Annotated in this window: 21 protein-coding genes; 6 read left to right on the forward strand and 15 right to left on the reverse strand. The window is 59.3% G+C overall.

From position 1 onward, the window contains the following. Positions 1-44 precede the first annotated feature (44 nt). Positions 45-1,778, reverse strand: coding sequence for a DNA primase (gene dnaG / locus ACESMB_RS04660; RefSeq protein ID WP_372926705.1), 1,734 nt, complete (start codon positions 1,776-1,778; stop codon positions 45-47). A 160-nt stretch (positions 1,779-1,938) separates the two neighbouring features. Continuing rightward, complete coding sequence (gene rpsU / locus ACESMB_RS04665) at positions 1,939-2,154, reverse strand: 30S ribosomal protein S21 (RefSeq protein WP_007153483.1); 216 nt, start codon at positions 2,152-2,154, stop codon at positions 1,939-1,941. Between the two features lie 239 nt (positions 2,155-2,393). Here rpsU and tsaD point away from each other — a divergent pair, with 239 nt between their 5' ends. Continuing rightward, positions 2,394-3,449 carry a tRNA (adenosine(37)-N6)-threonylcarbamoyltransferase complex transferase subunit TsaD gene (gene tsaD, locus ACESMB_RS04670; protein ID WP_372926704.1) on the forward strand — a complete coding sequence of 352 codons (1,056 nt, stop codon included), beginning with the start codon at positions 2,394-2,396 and terminating at the stop codon, positions 3,447-3,449. A 3-nt stretch (positions 3,450-3,452) separates the two neighbouring features. Here tsaD and plsY read toward each other — a convergent pair whose 3' ends face one another. Continuing rightward, positions 3,453-4,046 carry a glycerol-3-phosphate 1-O-acyltransferase PlsY gene (plsY, locus tag ACESMB_RS04675; RefSeq protein ID WP_372926703.1) on the reverse strand — a complete coding sequence of 198 codons (594 nt, stop codon included), beginning with the start codon at positions 4,044-4,046 and terminating at the stop codon, positions 3,453-3,455. A gap of 162 nt (positions 4,047-4,208) precedes the next feature. Between plsY and folB the strand changes: the two genes are divergently transcribed. Continuing rightward, positions 4,209-4,565 carry a dihydroneopterin aldolase gene (gene folB, locus ACESMB_RS04680; protein WP_372926702.1) on the forward strand — a complete coding sequence of 119 codons (357 nt, stop codon included), beginning with the start codon at positions 4,209-4,211 and terminating at the stop codon, positions 4,563-4,565. Then, the gene (folK, locus tag ACESMB_RS04685) at positions 4,565-5,083 is read left to right on the forward strand and encodes a 2-amino-4-hydroxy-6-hydroxymethyldihydropteridine diphosphokinase (protein ID WP_372926701.1); all 519 of its coding nucleotides are present in this window, start codon (positions 4,565-4,567) and stop codon (positions 5,081-5,083) included. Before folB ends, folK (ACESMB_RS04685) begins: the two co-directional genes overlap by 1 nt. Before the next feature lie 15 nt (positions 5,084-5,098). On the opposite strand, the gene pgi is transcribed toward folK (ACESMB_RS04685), so the two are convergent. The 10 genes from pgi to dksA form a co-directional block, all read right to left on the reverse strand. Continuing rightward, the gene (pgi, locus tag ACESMB_RS04690; protein ID WP_372971008.1) at positions 5,099-6,763 is read right to left on the reverse strand and encodes a glucose-6-phosphate isomerase; all 1,665 of its coding nucleotides are present in this window, start codon (positions 6,761-6,763) and stop codon (positions 5,099-5,101) included. 27 nt (positions 6,764-6,790) lie between these two features. After that, on the reverse strand, positions 6,791-7,639 hold the full coding sequence (panC, locus tag ACESMB_RS04695; RefSeq protein WP_372926699.1) for a pantoate--beta-alanine ligase: 849 nt from the start codon (positions 7,637-7,639) through the stop codon (positions 6,791-6,793). Then, positions 7,636-8,430, reverse strand: coding sequence for a 3-methyl-2-oxobutanoate hydroxymethyltransferase (gene panB, locus ACESMB_RS04700; RefSeq protein ID WP_372971009.1), 795 nt, complete (start codon positions 8,428-8,430; stop codon positions 7,636-7,638). Before panB ends, panC begins: the two co-directional genes overlap by 4 nt. Before the next feature lie 118 nt (positions 8,431-8,548). Then, complete coding sequence (gene folK, locus ACESMB_RS04705) at positions 8,549-9,064, reverse strand: 2-amino-4-hydroxy-6-hydroxymethyldihydropteridine diphosphokinase (RefSeq protein WP_372971010.1); 516 nt, start codon at positions 9,062-9,064, stop codon at positions 8,549-8,551. A gap of 2 nt (positions 9,065-9,066) precedes the next feature. After that, positions 9,067-10,446, reverse strand: a complete 1,380-nt coding sequence (pcnB, locus tag ACESMB_RS04710) for a polynucleotide adenylyltransferase PcnB (protein ID WP_372926696.1) — start codon at positions 10,444-10,446, stop codon at positions 9,067-9,069. A gap of 740 nt (positions 10,447-11,186) precedes the next feature. Continuing rightward, positions 11,187-12,593 carry a sigma-54-dependent transcriptional regulator gene (locus ACESMB_RS04715; protein ID WP_372926695.1) on the reverse strand — a complete coding sequence of 469 codons (1,407 nt, stop codon included), beginning with the start codon at positions 12,591-12,593 and terminating at the stop codon, positions 11,187-11,189. A 7-nt stretch (positions 12,594-12,600) separates the two neighbouring features. Then, positions 12,601-15,561 carry an ATP-binding protein gene (locus tag ACESMB_RS04720; RefSeq protein ID WP_372971011.1) on the reverse strand — a complete coding sequence of 987 codons (2,961 nt, stop codon included), beginning with the start codon at positions 15,559-15,561 and terminating at the stop codon, positions 12,601-12,603. After that, a complete protein-coding gene (locus ACESMB_RS04725) occupies positions 15,551-15,727 on the reverse strand; it encodes a hypothetical protein (protein ID WP_027830838.1) in 177 nt (58 codons plus the stop codon). Before ACESMB_RS04725 ends, ACESMB_RS04720 begins: the two co-directional genes overlap by 11 nt. A gap of 50 nt (positions 15,728-15,777) precedes the next feature. After that, a complete protein-coding gene (gluQRS, locus tag ACESMB_RS04730) occupies positions 15,778-16,650 on the reverse strand; it encodes a tRNA glutamyl-Q(34) synthetase GluQRS (RefSeq protein WP_372971012.1) in 873 nt (290 codons plus the stop codon). Positions 16,651-16,703: 53 nt separating this feature from the next. After that, the gene (gene dksA, locus ACESMB_RS04735) at positions 16,704-17,144 is read right to left on the reverse strand and encodes an RNA polymerase-binding protein DksA (RefSeq protein WP_027830840.1); all 441 of its coding nucleotides are present in this window, start codon (positions 17,142-17,144) and stop codon (positions 16,704-16,706) included. Between the two features lie 118 nt (positions 17,145-17,262). Here dksA and sfsA point away from each other — a divergent pair, with 118 nt between their 5' ends. Beyond that, positions 17,263-17,982 (forward strand): DNA/RNA nuclease SfsA, encoded by a 720-nt coding sequence (gene sfsA, locus ACESMB_RS04740; protein WP_372926692.1) that lies wholly within the window; start codon positions 17,263-17,265, stop codon positions 17,980-17,982. A 58-nt stretch (positions 17,983-18,040) separates the two neighbouring features. Here the strand turns inward: sfsA and ACESMB_RS04745 are convergent, their stop codons facing one another. Then, entirely contained in the window at positions 18,041-19,669 is a 1,629-nt protein-coding gene (locus ACESMB_RS04745; RefSeq protein WP_372971013.1) for an AAA family ATPase, read from the reverse strand. A 71-nt stretch (positions 19,670-19,740) separates the two neighbouring features. On the opposite strand from ACESMB_RS04745, the gene mrcB reads away from it, so the two are divergent. Continuing rightward, on the forward strand, positions 19,741-22,065 hold the full coding sequence (mrcB, locus tag ACESMB_RS04750) for a penicillin-binding protein 1B (protein WP_372971014.1): 2,325 nt from the start codon (positions 19,741-19,743) through the stop codon (positions 22,063-22,065). A gap of 8 nt (positions 22,066-22,073) precedes the next feature. Beyond that, positions 22,074-22,637, forward strand: a complete 564-nt coding sequence (locus ACESMB_RS04755; protein WP_372971015.1) for a tetratricopeptide repeat protein — start codon at positions 22,074-22,076, stop codon at positions 22,635-22,637. On the opposite strand, the gene ACESMB_RS04760 is transcribed toward ACESMB_RS04755, so the two are convergent. After that, a complete protein-coding gene (locus ACESMB_RS04760; protein ID WP_372971016.1) occupies positions 22,607-23,080 on the reverse strand; it encodes a DUF4382 domain-containing protein in 474 nt (157 codons plus the stop codon). The genes ACESMB_RS04755 and ACESMB_RS04760 overlap by 31 nt on opposite strands. Between the last annotated feature and the right edge of the window lie 398 nt (positions 23,081-23,478).

Here is a 23,478-nt window from a genome sequence, read left to right on the forward strand (position 1 = left end):
TTTTTGCGTTTTATGGCCCGCCGGCACTGTGTAGCCTGCGCTGTTCAGTCGTTGCTCTGGCCTGACAGCGCTTTCAGTTCCTGCCGCTCTTCGGCGGTTAGGTCCGCGAGGCTGCGCTTTTCCGAGAGCAGGGACGCCAGGCGCTGTTTGCGCGCGACCTCCCGGTTCGGATTCAGCATTTCCCGTGCCCCTGCCAGGGTCTGTTCCCTGGCGGGCACATGTTCGATGCCGTCGAACAGGCTGTAAAATCGTTCTCTGGCCTGGTTATCCGTTGCCAGTTGGCGCGTCAGGGAACGCCGGTCCCTGATTTCATTCTCCAGGATCCAGGTGGCAAACTGGCCTGCCTGCCGATACTGGCGGCTGCTACTGCAAAGCTCGGCAATTTCGCTGGCCATGTCCGGTGCTTCCAGCAGCGCCAGGCACAGCTGGGTGTCCTTGCTGAGCTTTACGTCAATCCGCTGTTCCTGCACCCGGCGTTCGCCGTATCCGCCTCTGGCGTTCTGCTGGCGGCGGTTCTGCCAGTCACCGCGGTTGGTACCGCACAGTCGCAGCATTTCATGCCACATGGCGTCCCTGAGGGTGCTGCGGGGCATTTTCTCAAGCAGCGGTTTTACCCGCGCCTTCAGTTCGCCCTGGTCCTCCGGCAGCGCCAGGTCCAGCCCTTCGCTCTGCCGGTTAAACAGGTAGCGGGACAGGGGCATGGCACCATCAATACGCTTCTGGAACGCTTCCGCGCCTTCCTTGCGTACCAGGGTGTCCGGGTCTTCGCCGTCCGGCATCATCAGGAACTGCAGATGCAGACCGTCGGTCAGCAATTCCAGGGCGTTCTCCATGGCCTTGTCTGCCGCACGGTAGCCGGCCTGATCGCCGTCGAAGCAGAACACCAGGTGGCGTACCTGTTTCAGCAGGGCTGCGAGGCTATCCTGGTTTGTCGCCGTGCCCAGCGTCGCCACAGCGAAGTGGATGCCATTCTGCGCCAGCGCAATGACATCCATATAACCTTCCACCACCAGCAGTCTGTCCAGCTGGCGGATAGACTGTTTCGCTTCATAAAGGCCGTAGATCTCGCGGCTTTTATGAAAGACATCAGACTCAGGAGAGTTGATGTACTTGGCCTTGTCGTCACCCAGGGTGCGTCCGCCAAAGGCGATAGTCCGGCCGCGGCTGTTGCGGATCGGGAACATCACCCGGTTGCGGAACAGGTCCCGTGGCCGCCCGTAGCGGTCGGATACCGTGCCGGTTTCGATCAGCGGCCCCTGCAGGTCCTTGCTGGCGCTGTCGAACAGTGCAGTGCCGGTGCCGGGAGCGTATCCCAGCTGGTACTGTTCAATAATGCTGTCGTCCAGGCCCCGTTGTTTCAGGTAGTCCCGGGCGAATTCCCCTTGCTGGCCCCTGAGTGCGCCCTGGTAGAAGCGACTGGCGTAATCCAGGGCGTCCGTCAGGGTTCGCGCCTGTTGCATTTCCTGGCGCGCGCTCTGGTCGTAGGGCACTTCCATGCCGGCACGGCGGGCCAGTTCTTCTACCGCATCGGTAAACCCGAGGCCATCGAACTCGCGGACAAAGCTGATGGCATCGCCATGGGCGCCACAGCCAAAGCAGTGATAGAAGCCCTTGTCCGGCCGAACGTTGAAAGACGGCGTTTTCTCATCATGAAAGGGGCAGCGGGCCTTGTAGTTGCCGCCGGCCTTTTTAAGGGTGATACGTGATCCGATCAACTCGGCCAGGTCAATCCGGTCGAGCAGGTCTTCAACAAAACGTTGCGGGATCAGTCCACTCATGATGTCTCCGGTCGCGCGGAAAGTGCCAGGCCTGCAAGTACAGCCAAAAATGCCGCCGAAGCCAGGCCTCGGCGGCATTTTGGTATCGCTCTGTATAATCCGCGGCCCGCGGTCACACAGGCAATTATAGGCTTACAGTCAAGCGGCGTCCGGATATAGCTTAGTACAGACGCTCGAACTTGCGCTGCTCCCGCTGAAGCTTCTTGAGATGACGCTTGACGGCTGCAGCTGCCTTGCGCTTGCGCACGGCTGTCGGCTTCTCGTAGTGCTCACGGCGACGTACTTCCGACAGAACGCCTGCTTTTTCGCAGGAGCGCTTGAAGCGACGAAGGGCTACGTCAAACGGTTCATTCTCTTTCACTTTAACAGCTGGCATTCGAAAATCACCTACCTGATTGATTCGGTTTCTGTTTTGTCTGATCGACCTGTCTGTCAAATCGACTCGATAACTGGCCAGATTGGCTAAAACTCGACCAGTGCTTATTTAAGGCCGGCAATGATAGCGCCTGCTCATGGCCAAGGTCAATGTTTGTTCGATGAAACTGACGGAGGGTTTCGGGTTTCTGCTAAAATGCTCCGTTGACGTTCACCAGCCCGGAGTTGTGGCCCTTATTTATGCTGATCCTCGGTATTGAAACCTCCTGTGATGAAACCGGCGTTGCCCTGTATGACAGCGAGCAGGGGCTGCTGGCGCACGCTCTGTTCAGCCAGATCGACATGCACGCGGACTATGGCGGCGTGGTGCCGGAGCTGGCGTCCCGCGACCATGTACGTAAGCTGCTGCCTTTATGCGACCAGGTGCTGGCGGATGCTGGCAGGGTGCGCGGCGATATCGAGGGCATTACCTACACGGCAGGCCCGGGTCTGGTGGGGGCGCTGATGGTGGGCGGCTCGGTCGCCCACGCGCTGGGGTTTGCACTGGGCGTGCCGGTGCTGGGCGTCCATCATATGGAGGGTCATTTGCTGGCACCGATGCTGGAGGACAATCCCCCGGCGTTTCCCTTTGTTGCCCTGCTGGTTTCCGGCGGGCATACACAGCTGGTGCTGGTCAACGGCATTGGCGAGTATGAAATGCTGGGTGAGTCCGTGGACGATGCCGCCGGTGAAGCTTTCGACAAAACGGCGAAGATGCTGGGGCTGGACTATCCCGGCGGCCCAAGGGTGGCGGCGTTGGCGGAGAAAGGCACACCGGGGCGTTATCGTTTCCCGCGCCCGATGACCGACCGGCCGGGGCTGGACTTCAGTTTCAGCGGTCTGAAAACGTTCACTCTCAATACCGTGACAGCCGCAGAAAATGCCGGTGGCCTGGATGACCAGACCCGCGCCGATATTGCGCTGGCTTTCGAGGCGGCGGTGGTGGATACCCTGACCATCAAGTGCCGCCGGGCCCTGGAGCAGACCGGTTGCAAGCGCCTGGTGATTGCCGGTGGTGTAAGTGCCAACAAGCGGTTGCGGGCAGGGCTCGAGAAAATGACCGAAAAACTCCGTGCTGGCGTGTTTTACGCCCGCCCTGAGTTCTGTACCGATAACGGTGCCATGATTGCGTACGCGGGTTGCCAGCGGATGCAGGCCGGGCAACAGGACGGTGACCGAATTGTAGCAGTGCCGCGCTGGCCCATGAACACACTTCCGCCCGTGGGTGAGCCAAGGGCGAACGGGCTCGTCGATTAGGCCCTAGAATCCTGGCTCCCGGCCCTGGGCCATGCGGATCAGGTTGTTACGATGCCGCACCACGATCAGTATCGCCAGCAGGCCGAACAGGGGCAGGGTGTCCGGTTCGATCAGGGCGCTGATGACTGGCCCGCTGACGATGGCGACGATCGACGCCAGCGCGGAAATCTTCCAGCGCCACATCACCACCGCCCAGATCGCGGCCAGCATCAGCGTGGTCACCGGCGCCAGTGCCAGTCCTGCGCCCAGTGCGGTTGCCACGCCTTTCCCGCCCTTGAAGCGATAGAACAGCGGAATCATGTGCCCGGTCACTGCGCACAGTGCCACCATGGCCTGGGAGAGAATCGTCAGGTCTGCCTGGTGGGCCAGAAATACCGGCAGCCAACCCTTGGCCGCGTCCAGCAACAGCGTCATTGCCGCCGGTGGCCAGCCACCGGTGCGGTAGACGTTGGTGGCACCGGGGTTGCCGGAGCCCAGAGCGCGTGGGTCCGGCAGATGCCAGGCCCGGCATACCGGCAGCGCAAAGAGTACCGAGCCGGCCAGGTAGGCCAGTGCGCACAGCAGGACAGTCAGTACCGGATCACTCAGATAACTCATCGGCAGCGTTCATTGGCAAAGTTATTAAGACGCAAAGACGCGCACCGATCATTTATGAGAAAATGCCGGCCCCGCGAGACGATGCAGGTCAGGCATTACACAGTATCCGCTGCCTGTACGTTATTCAATCAGCAAAGAGTGTAAGCCCGGGAGTACGATCCGTTGACAGATGATGTACTGATCGAAGGTCTGGCCGTTGAGGCAATCATCGGCGTTTACGACTGGGAAAGGGAGGTCAGCCAGCGCCTGTTGCTGGACCTGGAAATGGCCTGGGACAACCGGGTGCCGGCAGCTTCCGATGATGTCAGCGATGCGCTGGACTATGCTCGGGTCAGTGAGCGGGTTTCTGCCTATCTGGTTCAGGCCCGCCCGCAGTTGCTGGAAACCGCCGCCGAGGGCATCACCAGCCTGCTACAGGATGAATTCGGCGTGCGCTGGCTGCGGTTGACGCTTCGCAAACCTGGCGCCGTACCGGCCGCAGCAGCGGTGGGTGTCAGGATCGAAAGAGGGAGCCGCTAATGGCACGGGTGTATATCAGCATCGGCAGCAACATTGATCGCGAGTGCAATATTACTGCAGCTCTGGACGCGCTGGATGTCTGGTTTGACAGGTTGCTGATTTCTTCGGTCTACGAAAGTGAATCTGTCGGTTTTGATGGCACGCCTTTCTATAACCTGGTGGTGGGTGTCGATACGGCGCTTACCGTGGCAGAGCTCTCGGCCCGCTTCAAGCAACTGGAAGCAGATAACGGCCGGCGGCGCGATGTGCCAAAATTCAGTGCCCGGACCCTGGACCTGGATATTCTTACCTACGATAACGAGGTCGGCAGTGTCGACGGTGTGGAGCTGCCCCGGGGTGAGATTCTGAAAAATGCGTTTGTGCTGCTGCCACTGGCGGAAATTGCGCCGGCGGATGTCCATCCGGTCTGTGGCAAACGGTATGAGGCGCTGTGGCAGGGATATGACCGTGACCAGAAGCTCTGGCCTGTGGATTTCACCTGGCAGGGCCGGTTGATATCCCGCGCCGCTGCCAGTTAAGCCCACCGACTTCCTTCAAGACGAGTGATGCGAGCGGAAAATCCGGATCAGATGGTCTGTTGAACTGTCGATCGGGCCGTCACCCCCGGCGGAATCACCGGTGAGGCGGTCCAGAATGCCCTTGCCCATCTGCTTGCCCAGTTCCACGCCCCACTGATCGAACGAATCCACGTCCCAGATGATGCCCTGCACAAAGGTGCGGTGCTCGTAGAGCGCAATCAGCGCGCCCACGGTTTCCGGTGTGGATTTGTCCATCAGCAGCGTATTGCTGGGCTTGTTGCCGGGGATCACCTTGTGGGGTGCCAGCTTGTCGATGTCGTCCGCATTCATGCCTTCGGCTTTCAGTTCCGCTTTGGCTTCGTCCAGGGTCTTGCCGGACATCAGCGCCCGTGACTGGCTCAGGCAGTTGGCGAACAGAGTCACATGGTGGCTGGCCACCTGGTTGTGGGTTTCCAGGGGGATGATAAAATCCGCGGGAATCAGGCGGGTGCCCTGGTGCAGCAACTGGTGGAAGGCGTGCTGGCCGTTGGCGCCGACGCCTCCCCAGATCACCGGGCCACTGTGGCAGGTCAATGGCTCGCCGTTCTGGGTAACGCTCTTGCCATTGCTTTCCATATCCAGCTGTTGCAGGTGCGCCGGCAGGCTGCGCAGATAATGGTCGTAGGGAAGAATGGTGTAGGTTTCCGCGCCCCAGAAGTTGTTGTACCAGAGCCCGAGCATCGCCATCACCACGGGCAGGTTCTGCTCCAGTGGTGCGTTGCGGAAGTGCTGGTCCATACCGTTGGCACCGGCGAGCAGGGCGCGAAAGTTTTTCATGCCGATGGTCAGTGCCACTGGCAGGCCAATGGCGGACCATAGCGAGTAACGTCCACCAACCCAGTCCCACATCGGGAAGATGTTGTCTTCGGAAATCCCGAAGTTCACCGCTTCCGGTGTATTGGCGGTGACCGCTACAAAGTGCTTGGCGATCTGGTCCTCACTGCCGCCATTATCCAGGAACCAGGCCCGGGCTACCTTGCTGTTCTCCAGGGTTTCCTGGGTGCGGAAGGATTTGGACTGGATCAGGAACAGGGTGGTTTCCGGGTTAACCCGGCGCAGCACTTCGGCGATCTGGGTGCCGTCGATATTGGCCACATAGTGGCAGTTCAGCTGGCCGTGCCAGTAGGGGCGCAGGGCTTCCGATACCAGTTTGGGGCCAAGAAAGGAGCCGCCGATACCAATGCTGACCACGTCAGTGAAAGGTTTGCCGGTATGGCCCTGCCAGCGTTTGCTGAGCACGTCGTCCACGAACTGTTCCATGCGGTCGAGGGTGTGTTCCACTTCCGGCGTAATGTTGGTGCCGTCGACAAGAATGGGATCACCGCTGCTGCCCCTCAGCGCAACGTGTAATGCCGGGCGTTTTTCCGTCACGTTGATGTGATCACCGCGGAACATCGCCGCGGTGCGTTCCGGCACACCGCAGCTGCGTGCCAGTGCCATCAGCCCGGCGATGGTGTCGTCGGTCATGCGGTTGCGGGAGTAGTCCAGTGACAGGCCGCCGCCGCTGATGAAGAAGCGGCTGGCCCGGTCAGGGTCGTCCCGGAACAGGTCCCGCATGTGGGTGTTTTCCAGTTCCGCCTTATGGCTTTTCAGTGCCTGCCACTCGGGCCGGCTGGTGAGAGGAGCAGAGCCCTGGGACATAGTGGAATCCTTTCTTGTTGTTTGCGGTTATCGGGTGACGGACAGGTTGTCGATCAGCCTCGTGGTGCCCAGGAATGCCGCCGCCAACAGCGTCAGCTCGGTATCACCGTCGCTGGCGGGCTTGAGGGTCAGGCTGTTGGCAATGTTGAAGTAGTCCGGGCGCAGGCCGGCTTCGCTGAGGGCCTGGTTGGCTTCCTGTTCCAGCGCGGAGAAATCAGTGCGGCCCTTGCGGATCTGTTCTGCCGTGTTTTTAAGGGTGCGATAGATGATGGGAGCGATGGCCCGCTCTTCCTCCGTGAGAAAGCCGTTACGGGAGCTTTTTGCCAGCCCGTCGGCTTCGCGGATGGTCGGGCTGCCAATCACTTCCACTGGTATCATCAGATCCCGCGTAAGCTTGCGGATCACAGCCAGTTGCTGAAAGTCCTTCTCGCCAAATACAGCGATGTCGGGCCGGACCATATTGAACAGCATGGTAACGACCGTTGCTACACCCTCGAAGTGCCCGGGCCGGCTGGCGCCACAGTGGCCTTCACTGACTTCGGGTACGATAACCCGGGTGTGTCGTGCCAGCCCATGGGGGTAGATTTCTTCGTTGGAAGGCGCGAACACCAGCGTACTGCCAGCCTCCTCAAGCCGTTCCTGATCTTCAATCAGCGTACGTGGGTAGGTATCCAGATCTTCAGTGGCGCCAAACTGCATGGGATTGACGAAGATGCTGGTGACCACGATGTCAGCTGCTTCCCGGGCTTTTCGTACAAGCGAGATATGCCCCTCATGCAGGTTGCCCATGGTGGGTACCAGCCCGATGCGTTTGCCCTGCTGGCGATAGCTGCGAAGCATGGCGCGGAGTTCTTTTAGGGTATGTACGGTTCTCATGCCTTGAACGTATGCTCCTCGGCGGGGAATGAGCGGTCGCGAACGGCAGCCACATAGGCTTCGATGGCGCCCTGAACGGAATCGGATTCCGCGAGGAAGTTTTTCACGAAACGTGGCTTGCGGCCAGTGGTCATGCCCAGCATATCGTGAACCACCAATACCTGTCCGTCAGTATCCGCGCCGGCACCAATGCCGATAACCGGTGCCTGTACCGCCTGGGTAATACGGGCGGCCAGCGGGGCAGGCACGCATTCCAGCAGGATCACATCTGCGCCGGCGGCAACCAGCTCACAGGCGTGCTCGATCATCAGCTCGGCATGCTTCTCATCCCGACCCTGCACCTTGTAGCCGCCGAACTTGTTGACGAATTGCGGTGTCAGGCCCAGGTGGGCACACACCGGTACGCCCCTTTCGCTGAGGGCATGGATGGTGTCTTTCATCCAGTCAGTGCCTTCCAGCTTGACCATGTGAGCGCCGGCACGCATCAGTTCCGCGGCGTTCTCAAGGGCAGCCTCGGTGGTGCCATAGGTCATGAAGGGCATGTCGGCCATGATCAGCGAGCCGCGGTTGCCCTTGGCCACGGAGGATACGTGATACACCATCTGGGCCATGGTGACAGGCAGGGTGCTGTCATGCCCCTGGAGGACCATGCCCAGAGAGTCGCCGATCAAAATAACGTCTACGCCCGCCTCACTCACGATCTGGGCGAAAGTAGCGTCGTAGGATGTCAGCACAGAAAAGGCTTCGCCCTTCTGCTTGTAGTCCCGCAGGGTATTGATGGTAACAGCCATAGAATCCTTGCCTTGTGGGTGGATGGGCTAAAACCGGGCCGGAGTATGCCGGCAATCAGGTCTCAAGGGTAATCCGGCGCTGTGCTCGAGGCAATAGCGGCACACCGAGCCATTTGTATCAGCCGGGCGGGGTGGGTATCCGTGCCACCGGATTGAGCTTCTGCAGGTTGTTGTCCGGGCATTGCTGTCTCAGGGATGCAAGGCTGCGGCCATCCGGCAGGCGCCGTTGTGGGTCAAGGTCCAGCAGTGGCTGGATAACGAAGTCCCGGTTGGTCAGTTCGGCATGGGGAACCGTCAGTCGCTCGCTGGTGATGGTTTCATCGCCATACAGCAGCAGGTCCAGATCCAGTGTTCGGGGCCCCCAGTGCCGTATTCGCTCGCGGCCATGGGCCTGTTCGATGGCCTGCAACTGATCCAGTAGCTCCAGTGCAGTCAGTTGCGTACGCAGCCAGACGGCGCCATTGACGAAATCAGGCTGGTCCTGGGGGCCGACTGGTTTGCTGCTGTAGAACGGGGACTGGGCCACCAGTTCGGTTTTTGACAGCGCGGCCAGCCGTGCCACCGCGCCGGCCAGTTGCGTAGAGGGGTCTGCCATGTTGCTGCCAAGCCCGACAAAGGCGTCTGAGGCTGCCATGATCAGGTCTTCTTTGCAGGCTTCTTGCGGCGGCGCTTCTTGGGGCCATCGCTGCCCAGCTGGGTCAGCATGCGTTCCTGTCCGCGTTCGTCTGTTTCCTGGAACTCGGTCCACCACTGGCCGAGCCCGGGCTCGATTTCACCAGACTCTTCCCGCACCAGAAGGAAATCATAGGCTGCGCGGAAGCGCGGATGGGACATGGTGACAAATGCCCGTTTTCCCTGGCGTCTTGGCAGGCGCATCTGCAGTTCCCAGATCTCTTTCATCGGGCCCGAGAAACGTTTGGGTATCGACGTTGCCTGGACCTGGCGGCCGATCACTTTGGCGATGGCCTGGTGCAGGGCCGGCTGTACCGGCTCGCCGTTATCCTGTCGCTTGCGCCATTCTGCCTGCAGGGCCGGCCAGAGCATGGCGGCAAACAGGAAGTAGGGGGTGACCGACTTGCCCTTGGCGATACGGGCATCGGTGTTGCGCAATGCTTTGCGGATGAGTTCATCCGATTGACCATTATCGGTAGCCTGCACCGTCTCCGGGAACAGCGGCGCCAGCAGGTTGTACTTGCTGAGCAGGTCGTAGGTGGCTTCACCGTGGCCGGCGGAAAACAGTTTCAGCACTTCCTCAAACAGCCGGGCAGGCGGGATGTGGGTCAGCAGCGGCGCCAGTTCACGGATCGGGGCCTCGGTGTCCGGTTCGATATCAAACCCGAGTTTGGCAGCGAAGCGCACGGCGCGGAGCATGCGTACCGGGTCTTCCCGGTAGCGGGTTTCCGGGTCGCCAATCAGGCGCATCTGCCGGTTTTTCAGGTCCTCGATGCCGTTGGCAAAGTCCACCACGGTAAAATCACGGATACAGTAATAGAGAGCGTTGACGGTGAAGTCCCGGCGCAGGGCGTCTTCTTCCTGGTTGCCGTAGACGTTATCCCGCAGCAGCAGACCGTGCTCGCTGGTTCTGCGGTCATCGTCATCGTCGCTGTCGTCTTCCGCTTCCGTGGCGTTACCCCGGAAGGTAGTGACTTCGATGACTTCGCGTCCGAATAGCACGTGGACAATGCGGAAGCGCCGGCCGATCAGCCGTGAATTACGGAACAGGTCGTGCACCTCTTCCGGGGTGGCGTTGGTCGCGATGTCAAAATCCTTGGGCTTGCCGCCCAGCAGGATGTCGCGAACACCACCGCCCACCAGGTAGGCCTCGTAGCCGGCGTTGTTGAGGCGGTTGAGCACCTTTTTCGCAGGCTCACTGATGACCGAGCGGGAGACGTTGTGCTGATCCCGCGGGATTTCCCGGCGCTGGTAGGTACGGGCCTTTTTCTTCCCGTTACCCTGAAGGAGCGACCGGAATTTCTCGACGGTTGATGACAAGAAGTTCTGTGTATTAGTAGACATTGAATTCCGTTATTGCGCTGAGCAAAAGCGAGAGTTTAACGGTTTGGGCGGGATTTGCACATGTCTGGCACCATAAGCCGGGGAAAACTGCTTGTGGAGGAAGAGTTTGGCCAGGCCGGAAAACCGTTGGGCCAGATAATCAAAAGGCGGATCCGTTTTCACGAACCCGCCCTGAAAGCGTTGACGATCTGCATTGTTTTTGTTTTTACCGGGATTTTTCTTCGTTTTTCTACCCCACTGTCAATCCCCAAATAAAGGGATCTCAGTAGTGCAAACGGAAAGCTTTGAATACACAGAGCGGTCAGAGACATCGAACAGGCCGTTTAGGTAAATGCAGTGCCGTCTGAATGACGATTCTTCTCCACATCTACAACCCGCACGTGCCGTGGGACCACTAAAAAGCTAAGTACCCAAAACACTCAGTTCGCTCACGTTCTGTTTTTGTTTTTGTTACCGAACGTCTTCTACAGCTTTTTGTTCTTGTTGTTGGCACTGCGTTATCACTGTTGTTTTTGTTGTTGTGCGCCCTATAGAGTGCAGTCCGTGTGCCAGTTTTTGAAAATTGTTTATTAACAGCAAGTTAGTGTTTTGAAATCTTTCCGGGAGAGTACGTATAAGTACCAAGTGTTACTGTGCGTCCGGTTTTTAGATCACGAGTGTTACCGTGAGGAACACGGGGTAACAAATGAGCGCGGGTTCATAGTTTGCCGGTAACACCCGCGGGCTTTCAAGTTGCGACTTTAGTTGCCTGAGCTCTTCTTGCGGGGAATGCCAAGGCGCTGGCGCCGCTCCCACAGCGACTTTCTGCTGATGCCCAGTTTCTGCGCGAGTTCTGTTTCACTCATGCGGTCCTGGTTTTCCAGTACAAAGTGCTGGAAATAGTCCTCAAGGGAAAGGTCACTGGTTGCTTCTGCCTCCCGCGATAGCGTTTGCTCGTTATTGCCAGCCACCAGGGACTCCGGAATGTTCACGTCACCACCTTCGCCGTCCAGGTCCAGAAGGGAGGGTGTGATCAGGCCGTTATCGCAAAGGATAGTGGCCCGTTCAATGGCGTTCTCCAGTTCCCGGACGTTGCCGGGCCACCGATGTCTTTCCAGTGCCCGCATGGCCTCCGGAGTCAGGTTCAGATCGGGCTTGCCCATTTTCTCGCCCTGTCGTTTCAGAAAGCGCTGGGCCAGGCCAAGAATGTCAGCCTGCCGTTCCCGCAGAGGCGGGATGCGAACCTGCATGACGTTCAGGCGATAGAACAGATCCTCCCGGAACTCGCCGGTGCGTGTCATGGCCTTGAGGTTACGGTGTGTGGCGGCAATCATGCGAACGTCCACCTGGCGGCTCTGGGTGGAACCGACCTTGCGGATCTCACCTTCCTGGAGCACTCGTAACAGACGGGCCTGGGCTTCTGCCGGAAGTTCGCCGATTTCATCCAGGAAAAGGCTGCCGCCGTCTGCGGCTTCAATCAGGCCCGTACGCGCAGATACCGCGCCGGTAAAGGAGCCTTTTTCGTGGCCGAACAGTTCCGACTCGATCAAGCTTTCCGGAATGGCTGCGCAATTCACGGAAATCAGTGGATTGGAGGCGCGCGGGCTCATCAGGTGCAGTGCCCGGGCCGCCAGCTCCTTACCCGTGCCCGACTCGCCCTGGATCAGCACCGTGGTTTCGGTCGGTGCCACTTTGCGTATCAGCGTGAACACCTTCTGCATGGCGTCGCAGTGGCCATACATAATGGCAGCGGGGTCGCTGTCAGGGTCACTGGCGGTGCCGCGGTCGATTCGTTCCTCAGCGGCGCTTGCCGTTGACGGCTGCCTGGCAAGAATGCCCTCCACTGCTTCTAGCATTTCGTCGTGATCGAATGGCTTGGCAATGTATTCCACGGCCCCCATTTTCATCGAGTCCACGGCGGATCGCAGGCTGGCGTAGCTGGTCATGATCAGTACCGGGGTGTTCGGCGCGCGCCTGATCAGTTCGGTACCAGGGGCTCCGGGCAGTCGCAGGTCGGAAATGATCAGGTCGAATTGTGCGGGGTCGTGGTTGTCTTCCGCTTCCTCGACCGATCCTGCGTCAGCAACCTCGTAGCCGGCATGAGTGAGCAGTTTGCGGACCGCTGAACGGATGATCTCTTCGTCTTCTACGATCAGAATGCGAGGCATAACAGTTTTACGACCTTTGGTTCTGGCTGATGGTGTTTCCGGTGTCCGGTTCGTAGGCGGGTAACCTCATGCGCACGCAGGTCCCCCGGCCCAGGTCAGTATTTGCCGGACTGACCACCTGTATGTTGCCGTAGTGCTCTTCAATGATGCTGTACACCAGTGATAGTCCAAGACCGGTTCCCTTGTTGGGCGCCTTGGTGGTGTAAAAAGGCTCGAAAATGTGGTCCAGCTGTTCTGTTGGTATGCCAGACCCTTCGTCAGAGACCTCGATAATAGCGGAGTAGCCATCAAGGTTTCCACTGATGCAGACTTTTCCGCCCAACGGTGAGGCGTCACGGGCATTGGCCAGAAGGTTTATGAATACCTGGACCAGTCTCTGCTCGTCGCCCAGGATCACCAGATCCGCCGGGCAGTCGTTCAGGTAATGAACGCCCATGGACTTGTCGCTGAGGGATAGCAGGTTGATGGATTCGTCCACACAGCGGCGAATGGCCACCGGCTCATAGCGGTTGGCATGGGCGTGGTTGCCGGTGCGGGCAAAATTCATCAGAGACTGGAGGATGGTAGAGATGCGCCGGGTCTGCTGCTGGATCTGGTCGGCGGTGGACAGAATGTCCGGGTCGTCTGTTTCCAGTTTCAGGTTCTGTGCCAGGGACGAGATGCCGGTAACCGGGTTGCCGATCTCGTGCGCAACCCCGGCCGCCAGACGGCCAACCGAGGCCAGACGCTCGCTGTGCATCAGCTCGTCTTCCAGCAGGCGGGTTTCGGTCTGGTCTTCCACCAGTATGATGCTGCCACCTTCGGTGTGGTCGGGGCCACTCAATGCCGCCTTGTGAAGGTTCAGCCAGTGGGGACGGCCTTTCAGGTCGAGGCGGTGTTTGTAACGGTGCAGATCTTCACCAATGTTGAAATCGTCCAGCAGCAGGTGCCAGTGTTCCGGCAATGCCATTAATCGTGCCCCCACCACATCGTCGGCGGTGATGCCGGTAAGCGACTCCATGGCATTGTTCCACATCAGGATCTCTCCGTCCTCGCCCACAGAGCAGGCGGGAATGGGCAGATTCTGCAGGGTTTGGCGGTAATGCCGGCGCAGGTTGTCCAGTTCGCCCGCCAGCCCGGTCAGGCGGTTCTGATAATCTCCCAGTGCCCGCTCTACGTAGCGGATATCCTGGGCGGTGCCACCACTGGCCATGGGCTTGTAGCCAAGATGCCGTTTGACCATATCCCCGGCCACGGCCGGGCCCAGCAGGCCTGACAGGTTCACTTCCACCCGGTCACGCAGGCGCCGTAGCTGGTAGGGCCGGTACTCGACGTTGGGCAGCTTTAGCTGGGCCAGTGCCCGCTCAACTTCTCTTCGGGCGACGCCAAACCCGAGGGGAACGGCCAGCTGGCGCACAAAATCCGCCGACGACGTAGCCAGTAACTCCCTGCGTTGGGGACGGGAAAGCGCCCCCAGCGAGCAGGCTTCAGCAGCACCGGCTTCATCGGCCGTGCTGGTGCTCAATGCTGAAATCAGTGTGAACACGATAACGTTCACGGTCAGGCTGATAAAGGTAAAGATATGCCAGTTGCCGTAGTCCGGCACCAGCGGCGCGCCGAGGAATTCCAGCAGGTTGGCGGTGTGGGAAAATGGCAACACCAGTGTGACCACCCAGATAGCCAGCCCCGATACCAGGCCGGCGATCAGCCCGCGGCGGTTGCCTTCCGGCCAGTAGATGACGCCGAGGGCGCCGGGTAACAACTGGAGCATGCCCGCCAGTGAAATGGCGCCAAGAATGGACAGGTCAAGATTCTTGCCCAGGGTTTCGTGGAACAGCAGGGCCGCAAAGATTATGGCAGCGATCAGCAGTCGCTTGACCCATCTCAGCCAGTGGTAGATATCACCCTGGTCTTTGGGCGTGCGCAGGGGCAGCACGGCATGGTTCAGAACCATGCCTGCCAGTGCCAGGGTGCTGACGATCATCAGACCACTGGCTGCAGACAGGCCGGCAATATACATCAACAGTGTCAGTGCCGGGCTGCCAAGTGCCTGGGCGGTGCCAATGGCGTAAAAGTCCGGGCCGGTGGTGGCAGCCAGCGCCTGGCCGCCCCAGAGAATCAGTGGCACCGGCAGGCCCAGCAGCAGCAGGTAAAGAGGAAGGCCCCAGCTGGCTTTCGCCAGCGCCTTGGGCGAGGGATTCTCGCTGAAGGTCATGTGGTACATGTGCGGCAGTACCAGGGCACCGGCAAAGGACATCAGCATCAGCGCCCGCCAGCTGCCGTCATCAATGCTCATGGTCATGGAGCTGACCGGTGTGCTCTGGTCTGCCAGCCAGGTTTCCAGTCCGGCCATTCCGTCGAATACGCCGAACAGAATGACCCCGCCGAGAGTCAGCAGCGCGAAAAGCTTGACCAGGGAATCAAATGCGATGGCCAGCACCAGGCCCTGGTGGTTTTCCGAACCCTGGCTGCGCCTGGTACCGAACAGCATGGCGAACAGAACCACGATGATGCTGAACAGTGCACTGATGACCCGGGGCGAGGTGTCCGGTGCCAGCAGGCTGGCGGAGGTGGAGACCGCCTGGATCTGCATGCTCAGCAAGGCCAGAATGGCGGTGCCTGAACAGATGGTAACGAGGGTGCCTGCCCACTGGCTGCGATATCTGTAGGCAAACAGATCGGCGAGGGAGGTCAGCTGATAGGCGCGACCAATCCGCATGATCGGATTGAGCAGCACCGGCGCCAGCAGGAAGGCGCCGCTGATACCCAGGTAGTAGGCCAGGAAACCGAACCCGGATTCCGCTGCGATGCCCACGGCTGCATAGACAGCCCAGATGCCGGCATAGACACCGAGGCTTAATGTGTAGACCAGGGGATGCCTGATCCAGCTGCGGGGCAGTACGCCCTTTTCGGTAATCCATGCGATGCCGAAGAGCAGTATCAGATACAGCAGGCTGGCCAGTAACAGGCCGGGGGCACTAAAACTCATTGGGATCCCGTCGCCATTCCAGCCAGAAGCCGATGGCAATCAGGCCCGCCCAGATGATATACGGGCTATACCAGGCATTCCCGGGTGAGGTCCACCAGTCAAGAATGTTGGGCGAGAATATGTAGATGGCCAGAACCAGAAGGAAGACCAGACGGTAGATATACATCAGGCATGATATCCGCACTGTCGTTTGTGAGAAGCTTTATAACACGTCGTTCACCGGGCTGTCAGGTGAATCCGCTCGGGTGCCCAGGTGGCTGCGGCCCGGCTGAGCAGGGTATCGATGTCTGATGCTCCCGACAACAGAGTGGCGTCCTGTCCCAGGGCAGTCAGTGCCTGTTTCAGATTACCGACCGCAAGCCGGTCATCCAGCGCAGGAGCATGGTTCTGTTTGCTGAGCTTCTGTCCCTCGGCATTGACAATGACCGGAATGTGCATCCAGTGGGGCGGGCGTCCACCCAGTGCCTGGTAAATCTGCTGCTGCTGGGCTGTCATGTCCAGCAGATCGGAACCCCTGACCACATGGGTGATGCGCTGGTCTATGTCGTCGGCAACCACTGCCAGCTGATAGGCGTAGAACCCTTCCTTGCGCAGGATGACCGGGTCATCCAGTTCAGCCTGTACCTGCTGGCTTTGCGGGCCCAGCAACTGGTCCTGCCATTGGCAGTGCTCATTGTGAAGTGCAAAACGTATCGCGAAGGGACGTTCGCCAGGCTCTCCATGACCTTCACGACAGCGTTCCGGATGCCGGCCGCCATGTTCCCTGAGTTGCTTGCGTGAGCAGGCGCAACGGTAGGCCAGCCCCTGGTCCCGTAGCTTTTCAATCAGCTTGTGATACCTGGCATGGCATTCAGACTGGAAGCGCACCGGCTCGTCGGAATGCAGGCCGTGGGCGTCGAGGCTGGCCAGTATCCGTTGCGTGGCTTCCGCGGATTCTCTCAGTGGATCCAGGTCTTCAATTCTCACCAGCCAGGTGCCACCGCGGCTGCGGGCTTCGAGATAACTGGCAACAGCGGTAACCAGCGAGCCAAAATGGAGAGGACCGGTGGGAGAGGGCGCGAAACGGCCCCGGTAGAGGGAATCAGCCATGGTCTGCGACAACTGGCCCCGGTTCAGGGGCCAGTGTACTCAGGGAGCGGGGATCAGATGCCAGTCTGGCGCTCGCGGATTTCGGCGAGAGTCTTGCAGTCGATGCACAGTGTTGCGGTCGGGCGTGCTTCGAGACGGCGAATGCCGATCTCAACGCCACACTGGTCGCAGAAACCGTAGTCGTCCTTGTCGATGCGGTCGATTGTCTGGTCAATCTTCTTGATCAGTTTGCGTTCTCGGTCACGGGTGCGCAGTTCCAGGCTGAATTCCTCTTCCTGGGTTGCGCGGTCGCTGGGATCCGCGTAATTTGCGGCGTCTTCCTGCATATGGTGCATGGTGCGATCCACTTCTTCCATCAGCTCCTGTTTCCATTGCAGAAGCAGATTCTTGAAGTGCTCAAGCATGTCAGCACTCATGTACTCTTCACCCTTCTTCATTTCATAAGGGGTGAAGTTGGTAAAGCGTTCGCGTGTTTGTGCTGCAGTATCTGCCATGAATACGGCCTCTTATAATCCTGAAAAGCACTCGTCCTGAAACGGGAATTTGCGGAAAATAGCAGATTACTCCCGGGGGTGCCAGCCTTGTGACAACAACTTTAGCATGGAGTCATTGATGAAGTTACCTGCTCCGCTCATTGAAGGCAGGCTTATTCGCCGCTACAAACGTTTCCTTGCCGACGTGGTGTTGCCGGATGGCGATGAAGTAACCGCCCACTGCCCCAATACCGGTTCCATGCTTGGCTGCCAGCCGGCGGATGCCCGGGTGTGGCTGAGCACCAGCGACAATCCTAAGCGAAAGCTGAAATACACATGGGAACTGGTTGAAACCGCCCCTGGCGAAGTGGCCTGTATCAATACCTCGCGGCCCAATAACCAGGCCCGCAATGCCATCGATCAGGGTGTGGTGCCAGAGCTGGCGGGCTACGGCACTTGCCGGGCCGAGGTGCGATATGGCGCCGAGAAGAGCCGGATTGACCTGCACCTGTCGGGCCATGCCAGTCTTGCGGACGCCTGGGTGGAAGTGAAAAACGTGACCCTTTCCGAGGGAGGGCGGGGCTATTTCCCGGATGCAGTGACAACCCGTGGGCAGAAACATCTGCGAGAGCTGATGGCCCAGGCAAGGGCCGGGGAGCGGGCCGTGCTGTTTTTCGTGGTTAACCATACCGGCATCACCAGCGTGCGGCCCGCGGATCATATCGACCCGGCTTACGGCAAACTGCTGCGTGAGGCAGATGCCGCAGGCGTAGAGCTGTTGGCCTACCGGGCTGCATTGGCGGGCCCGGAAGGGGATATATCCCTGGTAGAGGCTGTGCCGGTTATTCTGGAAGCCTGATCAGGATAGTGCCGCTGTCCTCTGTTACCTCAAGGGGTGTCAGCGCATCGTTCATCATCTAGGCGCCGGGCAGCCCGAAATGCTGGCGGATACGGTCCGCGACAGCCTCGGCCACATGCTCCTGGTCGGTATGCAGGTGGATGGTATGTGTCTTCTCTTCGGTGGTCAGTGGCTCAAACCAGGTTTCCTGCTCTTCAAGCAACTCTTCAGTGGCTTCGGAGGCATCACCGGCACGTTTGCGTATCCATTCCCGACGGCTCTCAAGTGGCGCTTCACAGTGAATCAGTGCGAATGGCATGCCCCGGCTTTCCGCCACATCCGCCAGCATGTCGCGCTCGGCCTGTTTCAGGCAGGCGGCATCCACGATGACCGGCATGCCGCCGGCCAGCAATTCGCCGGCAAGGTCTGCCAGTCGCTGATACGTATGCTGGTTGGCTTCTTCGGTGTAGAGGTTTCCACCGACCGGTGATTTGCTCTGGTCCAGCGGCCCAAGACCGAAAAGTCGCTTGCGTTCTACATCCGAACGCAACCGGATCAGCCCCAGCTCTGCGGCCATGGCGCTGCTCACCACCGATTTGCCGCTGGCCGAAAGCCCGGTGGTCGCCAGCAGGTAGGGGTTGGGGATGGTGCTGTAATCTTCTGCCAGCTGGGCGTAGTCGCGGTACCTCTGCATCAGGCCTTCTTTATCAGCCTCGGTCAGTGACGGATTGCCCATGGTGAACAGGGCAATCTTGGCCCGCACCATGGCGCGATAGGCCTTGTACATGGGCAGAAGAGGCAGGGCATCGAAATCACCCCGGTATTCCAGATAGCTGTTGAGAACCAGGTTGGCCAGTTCCGGCTCGCGGCGGGACTCCAGGTCCATCAGCAGGAAGGCCAGGTCGTTGATAACGTCGATCCAGCGGAAAGGCTCGCTGAATTCAATGCAATCGAACACCGTTACTTCATTCTCGTACACGGTGATATTTGCCAGGTGCAGGTCACCGTGGCATTCACGCACAAAGCCTTCGTCGTAACGTTGTGCGATCAGCGATGAATGGCGTTCAAACGTCGTGCGGGCCCATTGTTCCAGGTTGTCCAGTTGCAGTAACAGCGCCTCATCGTCAATCATCGGGCGGATCTGGTCGAAGTTTTCCTGCATGGCAGCGTAGACGGCGTCCGGCGTGCCCAAGGGTTTGCCGGCAGCGACCGGTGGCTGCTTGTCATGGAAATCCGCCACCTGGCGGGCAAGGCTGGTGAGCAGATCCGGTGTCAGTTTGCTGTTTTCCTGGCGCACGTCGAACAGGTCGTTCTGGTCGAACTGACGCATGCGAATGGCGTATTCGAAAGCCTCACCATGGCCACCCAGCTCCGGCGCAGCTGCCGAGCCGGTGATGGGCAGCACCTCAAGGTAGAGGTTTGCGGCCAGGCGTCGGTTCAGGCGTAGCTCTTCTTCGCAGAAGCGCTTGCGGCGTTCCAGGCTCGAGAAATCCAGAAAGCCGAAATCCATGGGCTTCTTGATCTTGTAGGCGTAATCGCCGGTGAGGATGACCCAGGAAATATGCGTTTCGAGAACCTGAAATTCCTTCACCGGGTGGTCATACAGCGCCGGATCCTGCAGCGCCAGAATCAGGTTGTCGGAAGTTGCTTCGCTCACGGTGCTCTCCTCGGGTTCCTCGAACTCATTGATTTTTCTTGCGCCTATCATAACGGGCAGATTACAGAAATAACACACGGATAGCCTGCCTCAGGGATGCACGGATTCGTTATAATCCCGCCATGAAAAAATCCGTCTCCCCTAGAAAATCCCCGAAAAAGAGCAACCGCAAAGGCAAGAGCGCCCGCACGTCCTGGTTCTGGCCGTTGTTCTTCCGTGTGTTTTTTGTTGGAGTGGTGTTGCTCGCCGGCTGGATGGTCTATCTCGATGCCGTAGTGACATCCCGCTTCGAGGGCCGCCGTTTTGAGGTGCCGTCCCGGGTCTACGCCAGGCCGCTTGAACTGTACGATGGTGCCAGTGTCAGTTCCGGAGCGCTCCAGCGGGAGCTTGAGTTGTCCGGCTATCGGGCGGGAGATGGCAGCAAAGCGGGTACTTACCGCCGAAACGGCGGGCACTTCACCATCAGCACTCGTGGTTTTCTGTTCACAGACGGACTGGAGCCCCGCCGCCGGCTGTCGCTGACCATATCCGGGGACAGGGTACAGGACTTCAGAGTGCTGTCGGGTGACAGTTCGCCCATAGTTCGCCTGGAGCCGGCCCAGATCGGTGGTATCTACCCCGCCCATAAGGAAGACAGGGTGCTGGTTCAGCTGGATGAGGTGCCGGAGCTTTTCACCGATACCTTACTGGCGGTGGAAGACCGCAACTTCCATGACCATCATGGCGTCGCACCAATGTCCATTGCCCGGGCCATGCTGGCCAACATTCAGGCCGGCCGGATTGTGCAGGGTGGCAGCACGCTGACCCAGCAGCTGGTGAAAAACTTCTTTCTGACCCGCGAGCAGACGTTGCTGCGCAAGGGAAATGAAGCGCTGATGTCGTTTTTGCTGGAGCTGCATTACGAAAAAGACGACATCCTCGAAACCTACCTCAACGAAGTCTACCTGGGGCAGGCCGGCACCCGCGCGATTCACGGTTTCGGCCTGGCCAGCCAGTTCTACTTCGGCGAATCCATTCGTGATATCGAGCCACATCAGGTGGCATTGCTGGTGGGAATGGTGAAGGGACCCAGCTATTACAATCCACGCCGTCGACCCGAGCAGGCGCTTTCCCGTCGTAACCTGGTGATTGATGTAATGGCGGAAACCGGGCTGATGAGTGAGGAAGATGCCGCGAGGGCACGCGCCCAACCCCTTGGGGTGACTGACCGCGCTTCGTATTCGGAGAACCGCTACCCGGCCTACATTGATCTGGTGCGCCGCCACCTGTCACGGGATTACAAGCAGGAAGACCTGCAAAGTGAAGGCCTGCGCATTTTTACCACCCTGGACCCCGCCATCCAGTATGCCGCGGAGTTTTCGGTCCAGGACATGCTGTCGCGCATGGAAGGAAGTTCAGACACCACGCTGGAGTCCGCGCTGGTGGTCACCTCCCGCGACAGTGGCGAAGTGCTGGCACTGGTGGGCGGCCGTGATCCGCGATACGCCGGTTTCAATCGCGCCCTGGATGCCCGTCGCCCGATTGGCTCGCTGATCAAGCCCTTTATCTACCTGACGGCCCTTCAGCGACCTGATCGGTACAGCCTGATTACACCGGTGGAAGACAAGGGCTTTTCACTGGTGTTTGATGACGGCCAGCGCTGGGAGCCAAAAAATTACGATGGCGAGGAGAGAGGGGAAGTGCCCCTGCACGAGGCCCTGTCACACTCCTATAACTTCCCGGCCGTAAGGGTCGGGCTTGATGTCGGGATCGAAGAGGTGAAGTCCGCGCTCCAGGGCTTTGGGGTAACCAGCGGTATATCAGAGTACCCTTCGATGTTGCTGGGTTCCGTCGCCATGACACCGGTAACCGTGGCGCAGATCTACCAGGGCCTGGCCACCTCGGGCTTCAATACGCCGTTGAGAACGATCCGACAGGTAACCGATGCACAGGGCAAAGCGCTTTCCCGCTACAGCCTGAAAGTGAACCAGGTGGCCGACCCGGCAGCGGTGCACCTTGTCCAGTACGTGATGCAGGAAACCATGCAGGAGGGCACCGGCCGCTCCGTTTATCGCACTGTGCCCCGTGAGCTTACGCTTGCAGGCAAGACCGGAACCACCGATGATGGCCGCGACTCCTGGTTTGCCGGCTTCAGCGGTGATCTGCTCGCAGTCAGTTGGGTGGGCCGTGATGATAACGGGCCCACATCATTGACCGGCGCTACCGGGGCATTGCCGGTCTGGTCGCGGTTCATGGGCCGGGTACCCCAGCATGGATTCTCGCCAGTGGTACCAGATGGTGTGGCCTACCACTGGGTCAATCCCATAGAGGGCGCACTGACCGACGAACACTGTGAAAATGCACGCCTTGTGCCGTTTATGGCCGGCAGCGAGCCTGATAGGGAAATCTCCTGCGGTGGTAATCTGGAAAGGCGCGTACGAGGCTGGTTTGAAGGACTCTTCCAATGAAAGTGACCATGTTCAGATATGCAGGATTAATGGCCGTGGCGTTCACCGTGGCAGGCTGTGCTTCGGGCCCGGGTGGCAGTTCCATTTATGTGCCGGCGGGCGATTCCTCATCCCGCGATGAAGCTCCGGAACCACCACAGACCAGTGACAGGGATGACGAGCCAAGGGTGGAGCGAAAGAGCGAGCAACCTGAAGAGCCGGTGCGTGAGCCGGAACGGAGTTCGCCCAGCTATCAGGATGAAGGTGATGAGCTCTCTCCTGCCGCCAGAAGCCTTATTGAACGCGCAGACAGCCTGATGGCCGCCGGTGACACCCAGGCCGCCGTCGCGCAACTTGAACGGGCGCAGCGAATTGCCCCACGCTCTGCGGAGGTTTACTTCAAGCTGTCGGAAGCCTATGTGGCGCTGGACCAGTTGGGTTCGGCGGAGCAGTTTACCCTCAAGGGGTTGTCGCTGGCAGGCAGTGATTCTGCGTTGCAACGCTCGGGATGGATGCTGCTGGCGGATATTCGTCGTGCCAGGGGCAATGTGGCGGGAGCGGATCAGGCTGAGGAGCGGGCCGGGGCCCTTTGAAATGCCCCCGCACAAGGCGGGGGCTCGGTGTTATCGACCAACCGGAGTACCGGTTTGAGCAGATAGTTTTCGAGCCCAGGCGGGTTTATCAGGGACTTGCGAACGTCAAAATCGATGGTAAAGCTTGCGGACCCGCCGGCCGGCAGCTCCTGATCGGTCAAAAGGGTTTCGACTGAGCCATTCTGAAGATCGAGAAGATTGATGTTCCCCAGTTTTTCGGGATTTTCCACTTCAAAGCCGATTCTGTCGCCTTCCCCAGAATGAAGTTCCACGCCCACCACCGTGATGTTCACTTCCTGGACGCTATCGACTGCTGCATCCGTCAGACCAAACGACGCGGTGCCAGTGGCAGAATCGTCACTTCCACTATCACCTCCACCACAGGCTGCAACAGCCGCCGCCAGTGCGTTAATAGCAAAACCCTTGATCAATGCATGATTCATCGCCGAGGTCCTGATATCCATTGTCTTGGTAAAATCCCGCCGCAACGAAATACTTCGATCTTTGCTATACTCTCCGGTCTGCTTTCCTCGCACCTGACGTTTGAGTGCGGGGTATTGGACGCCACACCATTAGCTCCAGAGTAAGGCTTGCCCGGTAATACCGAATTCGACAACAGTTACCTCAGCGTCGGCGCTTCGTGGCTCTCAGCTTTCGATGCCGGTGAGCTAACCTCCACCCTCAGTCTGGCAGGGTCCTGGTTCGGAGGAGATGCCCTCGAGCGTGGGGTCCGGCTAGAGGCTTTGTACCGCCCCGATCATTGTCCTTTTGCGTCCCTGACATCCGGTATTGATTGCAGCATCAGCGGTTCGGTTTCCAGCATTAAGGGTGGAAGCGATTT

Origin of the sequence: Marinobacter sp., from assembly GCF_041686475.1 — a bacterium.
Taxonomy (GTDB): Bacteria; Pseudomonadota; Gammaproteobacteria; order Pseudomonadales; family Oleiphilaceae; genus Marinobacter.

What these genes read in the sequence shown, in the direction of transcription:
- dnaG (WP_372926705.1), bottom strand. Translation starts at nt 1,778, where the DNA reads ATGAGTGGACTGATCCCGCAACGTTTTGTTGAAGACCTGCTCGACCGG.
- rpsU (WP_007153483.1), bottom strand. Translation starts at nt 2,154, where the DNA reads ATGCCAGCTGTTAAAGTGAAAGAGAATGAACCGTTTGACGTAGCCCTT.
- tsaD (WP_372926704.1), top strand. Translation starts at nt 2,394, where the DNA reads ATGCTGATCCTCGGTATTGAAACCTCCTGTGATGAAACCGGCGTTGCC.
- plsY (WP_372926703.1), bottom strand. Translation starts at nt 4,046, where the DNA reads ATGAGTTATCTGAGTGATCCGGTACTGACTGTCCTGCTGTGCGCACTG.
- folK (WP_372926701.1), top strand. Translation starts at nt 4,565, where the DNA reads ATGGCACGGGTGTATATCAGCATCGGCAGCAACATTGATCGCGAGTGC.
- pgi (WP_372971008.1), bottom strand. Translation starts at nt 6,763, where the DNA reads ATGTCCCAGGGCTCTGCTCCTCTCACCAGCCGGCCCGAGTGGCAGGCA.
- panC (WP_372926699.1), bottom strand. Translation starts at nt 7,639, where the DNA reads ATGAGAACCGTACATACCCTAAAAGAACTCCGCGCCATGCTTCGCAGC.
- panB (WP_372971009.1), bottom strand. Translation starts at nt 8,430, where the DNA reads ATGGCTGTTACCATCAATACCCTGCGGGACTACAAGCAGAAGGGCGAA.
- folK (WP_372971010.1), bottom strand. Translation starts at nt 9,064, where the DNA reads ATGGCAGCCTCAGACGCCTTTGTCGGGCTTGGCAGCAACATGGCAGAC.
- pcnB (WP_372926696.1), bottom strand. Translation starts at nt 10,446, where the DNA reads ATGTCTACTAATACACAGAACTTCTTGTCATCAACCGTCGAGAAATTC.
- ACESMB_RS04715 (WP_372926695.1), bottom strand. Translation starts at nt 12,593, where the DNA reads ATGCCTCGCATTCTGATCGTAGAAGACGAAGAGATCATCCGTTCAGCG.
- ACESMB_RS04720 (WP_372971011.1), bottom strand. Translation starts at nt 15,561, where the DNA reads ATGAGTTTTAGTGCCCCCGGCCTGTTACTGGCCAGCCTGCTGTATCTG.
- ACESMB_RS04725 (WP_027830838.1), bottom strand. Translation starts at nt 15,727, where the DNA reads ATGTATATCTACCGTCTGGTCTTCCTTCTGGTTCTGGCCATCTACATA.
- gluQRS (WP_372971012.1), bottom strand. Translation starts at nt 16,650, where the DNA reads ATGGCTGATTCCCTCTACCGGGGCCGTTTCGCGCCCTCTCCCACCGGT.
- dksA (WP_027830840.1), bottom strand. Translation starts at nt 17,144, where the DNA reads ATGGCAGATACTGCAGCACAAACACGCGAACGCTTTACCAACTTCACC.
- sfsA (WP_372926692.1), top strand. Translation starts at nt 17,263, where the DNA reads ATGAAGTTACCTGCTCCGCTCATTGAAGGCAGGCTTATTCGCCGCTAC.
- ACESMB_RS04745 (WP_372971013.1), bottom strand. Translation starts at nt 19,669, where the DNA reads ATGATAGGCGCAAGAAAAATCAATGAGTTCGAGGAACCCGAGGAGAGC.
- mrcB (WP_372971014.1), top strand. Translation starts at nt 19,741, where the DNA reads ATGAAAAAATCCGTCTCCCCTAGAAAATCCCCGAAAAAGAGCAACCGC.
- ACESMB_RS04755 (WP_372971015.1), top strand. Translation starts at nt 22,074, where the DNA reads ATGTTCAGATATGCAGGATTAATGGCCGTGGCGTTCACCGTGGCAGGC.
- ACESMB_RS04760 (WP_372971016.1), bottom strand. Translation starts at nt 23,080, where the DNA reads ATGAATCATGCATTGATCAAGGGTTTTGCTATTAACGCACTGGCGGCG.